Raw genomic sequence first — 13,046 nt, forward strand, 5'->3', positions numbered from 1 at the left:
AGAACCAGCATCGTGCCAGCTCAGAGGGCGATCACACCGTCGTCACAGGTGACACGTAAATGACGGTTTTCTAGTGGCACTCCAGTGGCACTTCACAGCTCGGGTACGTAGCCGTCGAATCCGACGACCTCTGGAAGCGGCGGCGTCGCCAGGACCTCCGCACACCGTGAGGAGTCGCGCCACCGCACGTCGACGACCACCGTCCCCTGCCGACCGTGCCCATCAAAGGGACACCACAACACCTGGACCAGGTCGGCACCTTGCGGTACCTCAAGCCCGGGAACGTCCTTGGTGAAGAACTGAGCCACCGGCAACAGCGGAACCGGCGCGATCCTTCGACGACCACTCCTGCGGGGGTCCGCGTCGCTCTTGTGCACCAGCGCGCTCTGCTGTTGACCAGAGGAGGGCGGCAGATGACCGGGGGTGTTTCGGTGGTGCAGTCATGTGAGCGTCCTGCAGGCAGAAGCGGGCATCTCACGGCACTCGTGGGCCCGGATGGTGCTGGCGGAGCAGACTCGGGTGCGCGTCGGACAACGATCGGCGCACCGAATGGGGGCCACCGTGGCGGAACCCGGGCGGAACCGGTTGGTGGGAAACCTGACGCCTGAGACGACGAGTTTCGTCGGGCGCGGTGCCGAACTGAGCGCCCTCGCAAAGATGGTGGCCGACGCGCCGCTGGTGACGCTGACCGGAGTGGGAGGAGTGGGGAAGACCCGCCTCGCACAGCGCGTCGGAGCCGAGCAGCAGTCTGTCTTTCCTGACGGGGTGTGGCTGGTCGAGCTCTCCCCGTTGAGCGCGACGGGCCCGATCGGGCTCGCCGTCTACGAAACCCTTCGGCTGGCCGATCAGAGCTCGCGGACGGCGATGGAGGTGGTGACCGACTGGCTGGCGGACAAGCGGCTGCTACTGATCCTGGACTGCTGCGAACACCTGGCCGCGCCCTGCGCCGACATCATCAAGGTGCTGCTGGCCGCGGCTCCGGGGGTACGCATCCTGGCCACCAGCCGCTGCCCCCTCAAGGCCCCGGACGAACATGTCGTGCCCGTGCCCCCGCTGCCCGTCACCGCGGCAGACCATTCCCCCGGTGCGACGCCCGCGGAGGCGGCAGTGCTGTTCCTGGAGCGCGCCGCCGATGCCGCGCCCCACACCCCCCTCGTGGCAAGGGACCGCGCGGCGGTGACCGAGATCTGCACCCGCCTGGAAGGCATCCCCCTCGCCATCGAACTGGCTGCCGCCCGGCTGTCCGATATGGCCCTGGACCAGCTCCGCGAGCGCCTGCAGACCCGCTTCGAGACGCTCACCGCCCAGCGCAAGTGGCAGGGCGAGGGCGAACCACGGCACCAGGCGCTGCGCACCACCATCGGCTGGAGCCATGAACTGTGTGCCCCCTTGGAGCGGCTGTTGTGGGCTCGGCTGTCGGTGTTCGCCGACGGCTTCGAGCAGGAGGCCGCGGAGTGGGTCTGCGCCGGTGGGCCGCTTGCCAGCGAGCAAGTGCCGGGGCTGCTGTCGCACTTGGTGGACAAGTCCGTTCTGCAGCGTACGGGCACCCCGCGCGGTCCCCGGTACGCGATGCTCGACACCCTCCGCGAATACGGTGAGCAGTGGTTGCGCGGTCTCGGCGAGCACGTAACGCTGTCGAGGCGGCACCGGGACTACTGCCGCTGGGTCGCCCGGCGGGGCTGCGCGGAGTGGGCCGGTCCCGACCAGGTCCTGTGGTGCGAGCGCGCCATAGCCGATCAGGCCAACATGCGGGCCGCGATGGAGCGTTGCCTGACCGCCGCGGAACGCAGCACCGCCGTGGAGATGGCCGGGTGCGTCGGGTTCCTCTGGCGCCACTGCGGGTTTCACCGGGACGCACAGCGCTATCTGGACCTGGTCCTGGACCCGGACCCGTTGCCCGGCCCGGAGCGGACCTGGGCACTCTTCGTCCGCGGCTGCATCGCTTTCGCCCAGGGAGACCTGGAGGCCGGGGGCCGCTGGGGAGCGGCATGTGCGGCCGCCGCGTCGCAGCCGGGGCATGAGGAGCCCGGCGCGTCCGTCGGCGCTGCCGGCATGTCCGGGATGAGCCTGGCCATGCGAGGCGAGCTCGCGCGTGCGGCCGAGATGCTCGATGGTGCCCCGCACCAACCTGTCCTCGATGCCCGCTACAGAATCGCCCCGCTCCAGCTCCGCATGGCCCGTTTGTACACTCACGTCGTTTCCGGAGAGATCGCCCGTGCCCGGGTCGTGGCCGATGAGCTGCGGGCGGATTGCCGACGGTACGGCGAGCGCTGGGTGTGTTCCTACGCGGACTATCTGCGGGCCCTGGTGGATCTCGCGCAGGGGGAGGCACACGCGGCGGTGCGGCATGCCCGCGAGGCGCTGGAGGGGCATCGGCTGCTGCACAACACCACGGGAGTCGCGGTGGTGCTGGACACGCTGGCGTCAGCGGTCCTGGCCTGCGGCACCGGGGAACAGGCAGCGTGCCTGCTCGGTCTGGGCCAGCAGTTCTGGCAGACCGTCGGCAGGGATCAGATGGACTCGCCAGGACTCGTCGCCATCCGCCGGGCCTGCGAAGCCGGCGCCCGGCAGGCCATCGGCGACACGGCCTATGAAGCAGCCTTCGCCACGGGCCTGGAGAGCAGCATCGACGACGCCATCGCTTACACCCTCCCCCCGCAGTGAGCCGAGCTTCGCGCAGCAGACTTCCGATCACCGTCACGACGCCCATCCAGGTACGGGGCCAAGCGTCGGCGCCGCACCGACCATGGGATCGCCGGCCCGCCCGCACAGCAAGCTCCGCCTCCCCCTATGACGACCAGAGCCGACCAAGCTCCCCCAGCTACACGACAGGGGACCACCTCATCAGCTTCGAACATGCCCCGCACTGACCCGCCCATCACCGGACCCGACCCGTCCACTGGTCACAGTGCGTTATCGATCGGGAGTTCACACACAGGTACTGACCACCGTCAGCGGGCCGGGTGGAGATCTTCCCGGCCCGCTGACCGGCGCTTCCGCAGGGGCGGGTGCGGGAGCTACCGCTTGCCAGTCTTGGGGGTTACCAGCTTGATTCCCGTCCAGTTCACGGCGGCGCTGACGGGCTGCGTCTGGGAGAGTCCGGCGCTCGTCGCGGCTTCATTGACGTGGCTGGGCTCGGTGTGGCCGTCTTTCCCAGTATTCGGGCCTCGTCCTCCAACTGCGCCGTCCCGATTCAGGCGCTGCTGAGATTCTCCATCCGCCCAACGGCTTCCCGCGGCCACTCCCCCGGCAACGCACCGCGCGGCCACTGCCTGGGCGGGCTCACGCTTCTCGGGACGGTGCCAGCACCGCGGCTTCCTCGTCGGCCGTGAACACCTCGCCGTTCGCGGGCACGCCGATTCCGCGCCAGCGGAACGGCACACCGCGCGCCGTCTCCAGGTCGGGGCCGTCCATCAGCTGGAAGTGCACGTGCGGCTGGGTGGAGTTGCCGGAGTTCCCGCAGCGGCCGAGCACCTGGCCGGCGAGGACCTTGTCGCCCGCCCGGACAGTGAGCGAGCCGCGCTGGACGTGCGCATACACCGCGTAGGTCCCCTCGCCCAGGTCGAGAACGATGTGATTGCCGACGATGCGGCGGGCCCCGCCGAGCGTCCTGCCCACGCCCTCGATCAGCCAGAAGTACAACACCCCGGCAAGGGAGCTGCGGCTGAGGTGGTCGCGCTGGCCGTCCTCGGCATGCGCGACGGTGGCATCGGCCACCGCGTGCAGGGGCGCCCCGAAGGCGGGGTAGGCCTGGTTGGGGTGGGCGACAGGCCAGAACCAGACGGGGCCGGGGCGAGCGGGCCCCTCCTCCGGCTCGGCCACGATGTCGATGGCATAGGTCTGCCCGAGATGGTGCGTGCCATGACTCGGCACCTTGTCGGCAGGGCTGTTGAGCGCGGACCAGCGGCCGGTGACCGGGGGCGCGACCTCGACCGGCGCCGGAGGCTCCGTCTCGATCCGCCGGCGGGCGGAGCGGGAGGTCAACAGGCCGACGGCGATCGCGCCGAGCGCGGGCAGCCAGCTCACCCAGTAGTTGTACGGCAGCTCCACGAAGCATCCGACGGCGATCTGAACAAAAAAGATCAGCCACAGCGCATGCTGGACCCTCGCCGCGACCTTGCGTCGGCCTACAGACATCACTTCCCCCTCGTACAGAAAACGGTCAGGTCACAGGGCGCGCGGCCGTGAGCACCACGAGCAGTGGCACCACCCGCCCGGCAGGCACCTCGTACCGGCCGCGCTCGGTGGTGTGCAGCCAGCCCGCGCCGGTCAGTTGGCGCAGATGGTGGTAGATCTGGCCGGTCGTGCCGACGTCCTCGAGCCCGGCCAGTTCGGCGGCGGTGCGCAGGCCGCCCAGGATCTCCCGCAGCAGCCGCAGCCGTACAGGGTGGCCGAGCGCGGCGAACGAGGCGGCCGCATCGGGCCAGTCGTCCTCGAACAGCGTCTCCGCGAGGAGGCCGTACTGCCACTCGTACCGGTGCCCCGTCGGCACCCGCACCGCGCCGGTGAACAGGACGGCGCCGTCCGCCTCTTGCGTCACCGGGTGCCGCGCCTTCAGCGCGTCCAGAGCCCAGAAGTCGCCCTCCCCCACGGCGGGCGCGGCCGGGCCCGCGTGCTCCAGCTCCGCCATGCGCCGTTCGAGCTCGGCAACGCGCTCCTCCAGATCCATGAGCACGAGATTACGTAATTACGTAATCCCGTGCAAGACCGGGCTCCTGACAGCCGACGCCCCGTCCGGACCGGGCCCGCACGGGTTTTGCCCGCTCTCGCGGTCAGCGGCAGGCCGGCGGTGCAGAGCCAGAGGCGCGAGTACGGAAGGTGGCGAGCCCCGGCGGCGCGTTGACGGAAGAAGCCGAGACACCGGTGCGGCCGAGGCGCTCGACGACGGCCGCGGCCGACCGTCCGGCGCGGAGGAGAAGACGCTCGGCCGCCAACCAGGCGAAGCGAGGCACATGGGACTCATGCCGGCGGGACTCATGCCGGTGGGACTCACCGGACCGGCACGTCAGCCGACCGCCGGGGAAAGCGAGTCGCTGAGGGAAAGCGAGTCGCTGAGGGAAAGCGAGTGGGAGTGGGAGCGTGCCGGCACCCAATGTGCCTGAGCGTTGCAGTTGGCCAGTCGAGCGTGTGGGGGGCAGGGTGGTGCTGTGCGCGAGATTCGGTTCTGGCTCAAGTTCTGTGGCCCGGATACGTTGCGTGACTGCTCTCATGCCTCGTTGGAGGGCATTTTGATCTCCCACGCCAGTCCGGCCAGGATGCTTGCATGGAAGCATCGGTATGGGTGGGGGCGGTGTTCGGCTTGGTGGGCACCGGGATCGGAGGGGCTCTTTCCATCTGGTCCGCAGTCATGACTCAACGGCAGCAGGCAGCTCATACCCGTGAAGAACAACGGCAGGCGCGCGCATCAGCGGCTGTCGAGGCAGCTCTGACTGAGCTGTTCGAGATTCAGCGCGACGCTCGGCGGGCCGGCCCTGACAGCGAGACGCGCAGACAACAGCTGCACGAGCGGGTGCTGAACATACAGGTCCTGATGCAGCGTGTTCCCGACGCCGGCCTTCGTGACCGAGTGCGGGAGGCCAGCTTTTTTCTGCCGCTCTCACCTGCTGGCGACACACGATCCCGGGAAGAGCGTCGGGTCGACAGTATGTATCTCTGTGCCGACGCCATTGCCTGTCTAGGCGCCTACCTTCGCGCTGAAGCGATGCCTGCGCGTACAGGCAGAGTCGAAGAGATCCGTGCCCTGTGGCCGTTCCCCGACATCGGCTCGGACGGGGAAACAATCATCTACGAGGCGGAAGATTAGGACCGGCATGCAGCAATCCGTACCGACTCCGGTGCGGACCGCTCTTTCTGGCTGCAGCGCGGTCGGCAAGCACCGGAGCGAGAGACTCTTGCCCGATTTCGATGGCGGCTGTGCGTCACGAAAGAAGGACGCGTTTGCGGAGGGTCAGCCCGGCGATGACGACATCGCGGTCGATGCCCACGGCAAGGGGTGGAGGCTGGGCAGGTCGTCCTGACGGACGGCTTCGAGCCACTGCGGGAGCCGTTCGCCCTGGCGCTCGGTGAGCAGTTGGGCGAAGGAGCGAACGTGGCCGGTGAGGGCGTCCAGTTCCGGGCACCGGGCGAGGACGGCCTTGAGCCGGAGTCGTTCAGTGTCGGTGAGGGTCTCGGGCCGCGGAGGATCCACCCGGCCACGGCGCGGGGCGACGGCGGGCGGGCAGTGGCCGGCCGTGGGGAGGTCCGCTTGGCCCGCAGGCACAGTGTTCGGCAGGTGAACCGGCGAACCCGCAGCCGGAGTACAAGCTTCCCCCGGCGCTGGGCACATCAGCAGGAAACCGCAGGTAGGAGCCGCGAACCCCCGGCTCGACCACGCCCCACACCCGGGCACACGGCTCCCGGCACGCTGCATTGCACGTCAACGCGTACCACCGCGACATTCATGTCCACCGACAGCACCGCGACGTCCGCGATCGACGGGGACAATAGTTCCTTCAGCCGGAGCACGACCTCTTCCACGGCCCCGAACTGTCAGCCCAACCGCCTTGGCTGCTGGTGTTTTCCGGGCAACTCGCGAAGCCCCCCAGAGGGCCCCAGCCGTCGCTCGACGTGTACGCGTCACAGAAGCTGAGCCAGAACCCGCTCTCGTGGACAAAGCCAGCAGGGCGGCGTGAGCGGGGTCCAAAGGGCGGTTTCCGGTGATCCCGCCAAGCCGAGTCGCTGGTCGCCGGGGAGCCTTGCGAGTTGTTGGCCGTCGACGCGCTGGGAGGCGGTGACGCGTCACCGGGCGACGGGCCGTCAGAAGTCGTACGGCTTCTTGGTGTTCCAGTTCAGCACGTCGGCCTCGTTCCAGCTGAACTGCGGCTTCTCGCCCTTGGCGTCGACCGAGTAGAAGGGGCCGTCGTGACCGTCCGCGCCGCGCAGCGCGATGGCGAACGACTGCGCCGTGTGGTCCTTCGAGCCGTAGTCGAAGAGGTTCACCGCGCTGTATGCCTTGCCGCCGGGCCGGAGCGTGATGTGCTTGTCGCCGCCCGGGTTGTCCTTCTTCGAGTGCGGCAGTACGACATCGACGTCGCCGAGCTTCACCGCCGGGTACGAGGTGACCCAGCATGGCTTGCCACCCCCGTTGGACGCGGACGGGCTCTGCGCGCTACCGGCGGCATTGTCGCCGCCCGCCGCCTTCGAGCCACCGTCGGCGCCGCCGCAGGCGGTCAGGCCCAGCGCCAGCGCGGCGGTGACGGCGGCCAGAGTGGCGGTACGAATCCGGGAAGTACGCATGCTCGAGTTCCCCCTGCCTTTCGTGCGGGAAGTTTCTGTGGCCTTCCCGCGGTGTGGACACGACTTTTCCCGGAGCCACTGACGTTCCGGAAACGTCTCACTCACGTCCCGCAAACACACCGTGCGCGAGCGGGTGAGGCCGAGCCGCGGGCGGCCTGGAGGACCTCACCGTGGACCTCGCGCCCGCACGCAGTCTCCGTGTCCGGTGGCCCCAGCGCGGCACCGATGACCAGTACCCGCTGATGGACCGCACCCTCCGCCCTCGCCAGTGGCTCAAGGCCGTCTACCGCCCCGGCGCCCCACTGATCACCCAGATCGATGACGGAGCTGTGTTACCGGAGGCCCCGGTCAGCAGCGACGCCTTCACCTCCTCCATCTCCTGCGCTCGCGTCGTCGTGACGATGCTGCGCCGCCTGGAGCCGCGGCCCGGCGAGACGCTCCTGGAGATCGGGACCGGCACCGGCTACAACACCGCCCTGCTCTGCCACCGCCTCGGCGACCAGGCCGTCACCAGCATCGAAGTCGACGCCGGCCTCGCCGCCACCGCCGCACACCACCTCAAAGACCTCGGCCTCCACCCTCACCTGGTGACCGGGGACGGCACGGAAGGGCACGCGGCCAGGGCACCGTATGACCATTTCCTCCCCACCGCATGCGTCCAACGCGTCCCCACCGCCCGGATCCAGCAGGTCCGCGCCGGCGGCCGCATCCTCCCCCTCACCACACCCCTGGGCACCGACGCACTCCTCAGCCTCACCACCGAGGCGCCGGCGGCGCCACCGGCCGGCTGCTCACCGCCGTCAACTTCATGCTGCTGCGCAGCCAGCGCCAGCGTCAGCCGTGGAAGCAACTGGGCTGGCCCCGCCTGGCCGACTTCCACCTCCGCATCGACCAAGACGAACAGCACATCGGCGTACCACCCCCGTAGAGTCCCGCTCACGGCGCTGTAAAGTCTCGAAATTCGTGTCGGAATCTCACGGCTGGTGCCGGATGGAAGTCGGATCCGACGTGGCGCTGCGACACGCAGGTGTCGTCCTGTCGCACTGAGCCTGGCGGATTCTCACCGCTTCTCGTTCGTGCTGTCGGATTCTCATTGCGTCGCGCGCTGAGCGATGTTCGCCGTCATTCAATCGAGGCGTTTGACAGCGAACAGCGAACCCATTCGTTCAGGCTTCCTTGTCAGCGAACTTGGTCGCTCTTCGGCCCGATGTCTTTGATCCTGGTCGGAGTTCCGTCCGGGGCGAATGAGTGGTGGAAGGTGAAGGCGTGCGGCGCGGAGCCGTGGTCATGGAGGTGTTCCAGCCTGGAAACCCCGTCCTGCCAGGTGGGTATCACGTCGTCGGAGACCCACCAGCACACGTAATTCGGGTGTGCTGTCCTCTCGAACCAGTCGTAACGCCTGTTCAGCGCCTCACGGTGCAGGCCGGTGTAGATGGCGTCGAAGGCGGGGCGCAGGTCGATCCAGAGTGAGAGGGTCGCGGCCAGGGCGGTGGTTTCCACCGTACGGCCCTTGCCGTACCAGGTCGGTACGGCGAACTCTCCCCATGCACCCCAGTCCGCCTCGAAGAGCATGCCCCGGTCGCCGTCTGCCGCTTCAGCACGCGCGAGGTATCCGGGGTGCTGGCTGATCTTCCGGTAGACGGCCTCACCAATGTCGTAGAACTCGCGAGTGAGAGGTGCGGGATCGGCGAGAGGTGACTTCAGGACGCCGAATGTGTACAGCGCAAGATGGGGCATGCGTCTCTCCCTGGCTGGGGGTGCCTGATGTGGACCCGGTTCGGTGGCTTACGCACGGGGCGAGGATTCATGGGGCGTGACCAACTCATCCCGTTGCGGGTGGCTCAGCCTGAAGAAACCCCTGTGCGACCGTGGGCGATCGTCGAAGACCAGGTGAAGGTAGCTGCCTCTGCGGGCCATGTCGAAGTTGCGTTTTCCCTGTCCAAGTGGCCTCGTACACAGGCCCTTGCGGGGCGACGCCAGCGGCGTTGGCCGGGTTGGATGACGCAGCGACCGGATTCGCTGTCAAAGGACAAGCGACGGCGTTTGCCCCGCACATGGGGTTTGATCTCATTTTCCTGATCCGGTTCTCGCTGTACCTGTCACGATCCTTTTCGGCAGGTACGCGGAGCCTGGGTGGTGATGGCTCTGGGGCTGGTCGATGTCGAGTGGGCTGACGGCGAGGGAGGCAGGCTGCGGAATTCCGTGCTGGAGGCGGTGTCCCGGATTCGGTTCGAGTCGGTGCTCCCGGTGCGGCAGTTCACTTCGTACCGCGGGCAGCGGCCCTTCACGGGCTGGTAATGGGCGGCGACGACGCAGTCGCTGAAGGGCTTCGAGTGGTGGCTGGAGCGGGACCGGGCCATGCTCCTCGATCATGACCGGAAGGTGGTGGCGCTGGGGCTGGCCTCGCAGACGTTACGGGTCACACGGCAGGGGGAGAAGCGCCGGATCTCGCATGCGCCGGACTACTTCGCACGACTGGAGGACGGCTCGGGTCTGGACGTCGATGTCCGGCCGGCGGACCGCGTCCTCCGGACCGGGTCGGCCCGGAGGACGCGGTGAAGTTCTCGGCGACCGAGACGATGTGCCAGGAGATGGGCGGCGGCTGGTCCTTCGCGCTGGTGCACGAGCCCGATCCCGTGGAGATGGCCAACGTCCGCCGACTGTCCGGCTATCGGCATCCCCGCAACCGGGTCGGCGACGTCGCGAAACGGCTCATGGGCGCCTTCAACGACCCGCGGTTGCTCATGGACGGTGCCGAGGCAGTGGGTGACCCACTGTCCGTCCTGCCGACGCTCTACCACCTGCTGTGGTGCGGTGACCTGTGCCTTGGCCTGTCGGCGCCGCTGGGAGACGGCTCCGTGATCGGCTGCGCGGCGGTGGGTCATGGCCGAACTGGCACCACGCGGAGTTCTGCGGGTCGGGGACCGGATCCGGTACGAGGGGCGGAACCAGCCGGCGGAGTCGGGGGCCAGCAGATCGCCGGCCGATACACCGTCACCGACACCGAACCGTTCACCTACGACACCACCGCACAACGGCACAACTGACGGAACCTGATCGCCTCGCTCGAAGACGCTCTGCGACACCACCGGCACAAGCCCGGCAGCCTACTCAAACTCGACGGCTATCTCCATGAACGCACCGACGGCGCGATCGGCAGCCTCTCCCAACTCGTCCGCGGCGCCGCCCTTGAGGCCGTCATCAACGGCAGCGAGACCATCACCCGCAAGACGCTGGAGGCCATCGAAGTCGACCAGACCGCCGAGGACGCTCGCCAGGAACACCGCCGCAAGCGGCGGCCCCGCCGCCGGAGGCCGGATGCCGACGCGGCCTGACCGACTCCGCCGGCTGCCCATCGCTGTCGGCCCCCTCCACAACGAGGCCCTCGGTTCCTCTCTCCACCGCCTGGCCGTCGCCAACAACCATCCAGCAGGCTGCCCTGCCCGCCTCCTGGGCCCGCTGCCGCCAGAGTTCTCCCCGCTCAACATCACCATCGCCGGCCCTGAGACCGTGGTGCTGACGCACCTGATCCTCGCCCCGCCCACAACCGCCTTGGACCCTCAAAGAGCTCTACCTGGCGACGACCGCCGAGCTGAGCTGAGCCGAAGATTCGCGCGGATCTACACCACCCTCGGAACCCTCGGAACCCAGGCCCCTCTACCGAACGTTCTGCCTCTACCGAGATCGCGACTTCCGCGAAAGCCAGGTCGCCTGAGAACTCCGGGCCGCCATTTTCCCAAATGACCTGGCATCCCAGCAGGTCAACGGCTCGCCATCTGACACATGCACTTCGACAGGACACAGGTCGCGCTGGTACCTCGTTCGCATCGAAACGCCGACGCCTGGAAGGCCAACCGGGCGCGCCGGGAACAGTCGGCCCGGCCAGCACTGTTGCATCAGCCGAGGCACCGGCGCCGCACGGGCGGGGAACGCGGAGACCATAAGGTTGTCCGCCTGCCAGAATCCGGGCCTCGGGATCGCTGTACGACCGCCGCGCGCCCGAAACAAGACCGTTGTACACAGGAGGACTGTTATGACTGACCGGCCCTTGACGCTCATGGCCGTGCACGCCCACCCCGACGACGAGGCCACCTCGACCGGAGGGGTCCTCGCGCAGTACGCGGCGGAAGGCATCCGCACGGTTCTCGTGACGTGTACCGACGGCGGTTGCGGTGACGGGCCGGGAGGTGTCAAGCCGGGCGATCCCGAGCACGATCCCGCAGCCGTCGCCCTGATGCGCCGCCAAGAACTTCGCGAGAGCTGTGACGTCCTGAAGGTCAGCGATCTGGAGATGCTGGACTATGCCGATTCCGGGATGATCGGCTGGCCGAGCAACGAGGCCCCCGGCTCCTTCTGGCAGACCCCTGTGGAGGAAGGCGCCGCCCGGCTCGCGGAACTCATGCGGCACTACCGACCCGATGTGGTCGTCACCTACGACGAGAACGGCTTCTACGGCCACCCCGATCACATCCAGGCCCACCGCATCACGATGGCGGCGGTGGAGATGACCGGGCTGACGCCGAAGGTGTACTGGACGACGATGCCCCGCTCGGGGATGCAGCGGTTCGGTGAGATCATGCGCGAGTTTCATCCGGACATGCCGGAGCCGGATCCTGCCGAGGCCGCCGCGATGGCCGAGATCGGCCTCCCCGACGATGAGATCACCACGTGGGTGGACACCACCGCGTTCAGCGGTCAGAAGTTCGATGCGCTGGCCGCGCACGCCAGTCAGGGCGAGAACATCTTCTTCCTCAAGATGGGCAAGGAGCGGTTCGGCGAGTTGATGGGCATGGAGACGTTCGTACGCGTCAAGGACGCCACCGGCGCGCCCGTACCCGAGAACGACCTCTTCGCCGGACTGCGCTGATCCGCCCGTTCGGCCGAGACCCGAGAAAGATCATCGGCCGCACGGCGCGATCCAGCGGGTCATACCCCCGGAGGCTTATCGACACGAGTTCCGCTCCGGCCACGTCCAGGCCATCGTCAGCGGCGTCCACGCGTGCCCGCACTACCGACCCGACACCGCGCTCATCCCCAAACCACCTGACAACCGCACAGGTAGGAGATCTGCGCGCTGCTGACTCCGAAGGTGCGCGATAGCCGAGGTCACGAGCTCGGCGGTCTGCTCCGACCAAGACAGACCGCCGAGGAAGTGACACGAAGCTGAGACTCCGATGTCCGACACGCCGTGAGGCAACGGGAGAAGCAGCAGGTCACGAGGGCGATCTCCGACACGAACCGCGAGCCCAGACAGCGAGCCCGGTCGATCGCCTGGTACGCGGCGATCGTCCGGTCCTTGGCCTCCAACAGCTCACGGGCAACGCTCGGCAACGGGTCCGCCTGCGCCGAGGAGGGGTACTGCCTGCGCGGCCTGCCACAGCTGCTTCGCGGGGGCGAGGCGATCTTGTGCACTCGTTGCCGATTCGTCGGGGAAGCACACGTCGGCCGCCGCCTCGACCAGCTCCCAGGTCAGCCTTCGCCGGCGAGCAGGGAACGTAGTTTCCGCAGCGGCGGAACGCCTCCCTCACGGACGTGCTCCACGGTCGACCGCTGGTGGAGCTCGGCGACGCGAAAGGAGCGAGCTTCGCTGATCACGCGCGTTGGTCGCTGGATCCCGGCGGTCTCCGGTCTGCTCACCTCCGCTGCCGTACTTCTTTTGATCATCACCGGAAACATCGAGGCCGTCGCGCCCGTCGCGGCTCTCGGCACCGCCATCACCGGCGGCGCCGCCGTCAAAGTCAACGTCCACATCCGTCGTTGACGACGCTCCT

Annotated in this window: 14 protein-coding genes; 7 read left to right on the forward strand and 7 right to left on the reverse strand. The window is 68.4% G+C overall.

The features are described from left to right. Window positions 1-588: 588 nt before the first annotated feature. Window positions 589-2,664 (forward strand): ATP-binding protein, encoded by a 2,076-nt coding sequence (locus IF04_RS0116160; protein WP_245654419.1) that lies wholly within the window; start codon window positions 589-591, stop codon window positions 2,662-2,664. A gap of 353 nt (window positions 2,665-3,017) precedes the next feature. Here IF04_RS0116160 and IF04_RS40265 read toward each other — a convergent pair whose 3' ends face one another. From IF04_RS40265 to IF04_RS0116170, 3 genes are read right to left on the reverse strand one after another with little or no spacing between them, the layout of a single operon-like run. Beyond that, window positions 3,018-3,383: a DUF3052 family protein gene (locus IF04_RS40265; protein ID WP_078600372.1), complete on the reverse strand. Its 366-nt coding sequence runs from the start codon at window positions 3,381-3,383 to the stop codon at window positions 3,018-3,020. Then, a complete protein-coding gene (locus IF04_RS0116165) occupies window positions 3,283-4,137 on the reverse strand; it encodes a M23 family metallopeptidase (RefSeq protein WP_030257063.1) in 855 nt (284 codons plus the stop codon). The genes IF04_RS40265 and IF04_RS0116165 overlap by 101 nt, the downstream gene beginning before the upstream one ends. A 25-nt stretch (window positions 4,138-4,162) precedes the next feature. Further along, window positions 4,163-4,669, reverse strand: a complete 507-nt coding sequence (locus IF04_RS0116170; protein ID WP_030257065.1) for an ArsR/SmtB family transcription factor — start codon at window positions 4,667-4,669, stop codon at window positions 4,163-4,165. A gap of 594 nt (window positions 4,670-5,263) precedes the next feature. On the opposite strand from IF04_RS0116170, the gene IF04_RS0116175 reads away from it, so the two are divergent. Then, complete coding sequence (locus IF04_RS0116175; RefSeq protein WP_030257067.1) at window positions 5,264-5,803, forward strand: hypothetical protein; 540 nt, start codon at window positions 5,264-5,266, stop codon at window positions 5,801-5,803. A 144-nt stretch (window positions 5,804-5,947) separates the two neighbouring features. Here IF04_RS0116175 and IF04_RS38735 read toward each other — a convergent pair whose 3' ends face one another. After that, window positions 5,948-6,187, reverse strand: coding sequence for a hypothetical protein (locus IF04_RS38735; RefSeq protein WP_030257072.1), 240 nt, complete (start codon window positions 6,185-6,187; stop codon window positions 5,948-5,950). 608 nt (window positions 6,188-6,795) lie between these two features. After that, the gene (locus IF04_RS0116185; RefSeq protein ID WP_030257075.1) at window positions 6,796-7,275 is read right to left on the reverse strand and encodes a DUF4232 domain-containing protein; all 480 of its coding nucleotides are present in this window, start codon (window positions 7,273-7,275) and stop codon (window positions 6,796-6,798) included. Window positions 7,276-7,517: 242 nt separating this feature from the next. Here IF04_RS0116185 and IF04_RS35725 point away from each other — a divergent pair, with 242 nt between their 5' ends. Then, window positions 7,518-8,225 (forward strand): methyltransferase domain-containing protein, encoded by a 708-nt coding sequence (locus tag IF04_RS35725; RefSeq protein WP_157847655.1) that lies wholly within the window; start codon window positions 7,518-7,520, stop codon window positions 8,223-8,225. A 229-nt stretch (window positions 8,226-8,454) separates the two neighbouring features. On the opposite strand, the gene IF04_RS0116195 is transcribed toward IF04_RS35725, so the two are convergent. Continuing rightward, window positions 8,455-9,012 (reverse strand): DUF3291 domain-containing protein, encoded by a 558-nt coding sequence (locus IF04_RS0116195; RefSeq protein WP_030257077.1) that lies wholly within the window; start codon window positions 9,010-9,012, stop codon window positions 8,455-8,457. Window positions 9,013-9,633: 621 nt separating this feature from the next. Here IF04_RS0116195 and IF04_RS39785 point away from each other — a divergent pair. Continuing rightward, window positions 9,634-9,834, forward strand: a complete 201-nt coding sequence (locus tag IF04_RS39785; protein WP_051831290.1) for a hypothetical protein — start codon at window positions 9,634-9,636, stop codon at window positions 9,832-9,834. Beyond that, window positions 9,831-10,322 carry a hypothetical protein gene (locus tag IF04_RS39790; RefSeq protein ID WP_051831291.1) on the forward strand — a complete coding sequence of 164 codons (492 nt, stop codon included), beginning with the start codon at window positions 9,831-9,833 and terminating at the stop codon, window positions 10,320-10,322. Before IF04_RS39785 ends, IF04_RS39790 begins: the two co-directional genes overlap by 4 nt. Before the next feature lie 60 nt (window positions 10,323-10,382). On the opposite strand, the gene IF04_RS0116205 is transcribed toward IF04_RS39790, so the two are convergent. Continuing rightward, entirely contained in the window at window positions 10,383-10,559 is a 177-nt protein-coding gene (locus IF04_RS0116205) for a hypothetical protein (protein WP_157847656.1), read from the reverse strand. 749 nt (window positions 10,560-11,308) lie between these two features. Between IF04_RS0116205 and IF04_RS0116210 the strand changes: the two genes are divergently transcribed. Together IF04_RS0116210 and IF04_RS38740 are read left to right on the forward strand one after the other, a co-directional pair. Continuing rightward, window positions 11,309-12,142 carry a PIG-L family deacetylase gene (locus IF04_RS0116210; protein ID WP_030257083.1) on the forward strand — a complete coding sequence of 278 codons (834 nt, stop codon included), beginning with the start codon at window positions 11,309-11,311 and terminating at the stop codon, window positions 12,140-12,142. Between the two features lie 429 nt (window positions 12,143-12,571). Next, window positions 12,572-13,036: a hypothetical protein gene (locus tag IF04_RS38740; protein ID WP_157847657.1), complete on the forward strand. Its 465-nt coding sequence runs from the start codon at window positions 12,572-12,574 to the stop codon at window positions 13,034-13,036. Window positions 13,037-13,046 lie beyond the last annotated feature (10 nt).

The sequence above is a fragment of the Streptomyces violens genome (assembly GCF_000717745.1).
Classification (GTDB): Bacteria; Actinomycetota; Actinomycetes; order Streptomycetales; family Streptomycetaceae; genus Streptomyces; species Streptomyces violens.

Coding starts and splice junctions, on each gene's coding strand:
- IF04_RS0116165 (WP_030257063.1), bottom strand. CDS start 4,137: ATGTCTGTAGGCCGACGCAAGGTCGCGGCGAGGGTCCAGCATGCGCTG.
- IF04_RS0116185 (WP_030257075.1), bottom strand. CDS start 7,275: ATGCGTACTTCCCGGATTCGTACCGCCACTCTGGCCGCCGTCACCGCC.
- IF04_RS39785 (WP_051831290.1), top strand. CDS start 9,634: ATGCTCCTCGATCATGACCGGAAGGTGGTGGCGCTGGGGCTGGCCTCG.
- IF04_RS35725 (WP_157847655.1), top strand. CDS start 7,518: ATGGACCGCACCCTCCGCCCTCGCCAGTGGCTCAAGGCCGTCTACCGC.
- IF04_RS0116210 (WP_030257083.1), top strand. CDS start 11,309: ATGACTGACCGGCCCTTGACGCTCATGGCCGTGCACGCCCACCCCGAC.
- IF04_RS0116175 (WP_030257067.1), top strand. CDS start 5,264: ATGGAAGCATCGGTATGGGTGGGGGCGGTGTTCGGCTTGGTGGGCACC.
- IF04_RS0116170 (WP_030257065.1), bottom strand. CDS start 4,669: ATGGATCTGGAGGAGCGCGTTGCCGAGCTCGAACGGCGCATGGCGGAG.
- IF04_RS0116195 (WP_030257077.1), bottom strand. CDS start 9,012: ATGCCCCATCTTGCGCTGTACACATTCGGCGTCCTGAAGTCACCTCTC.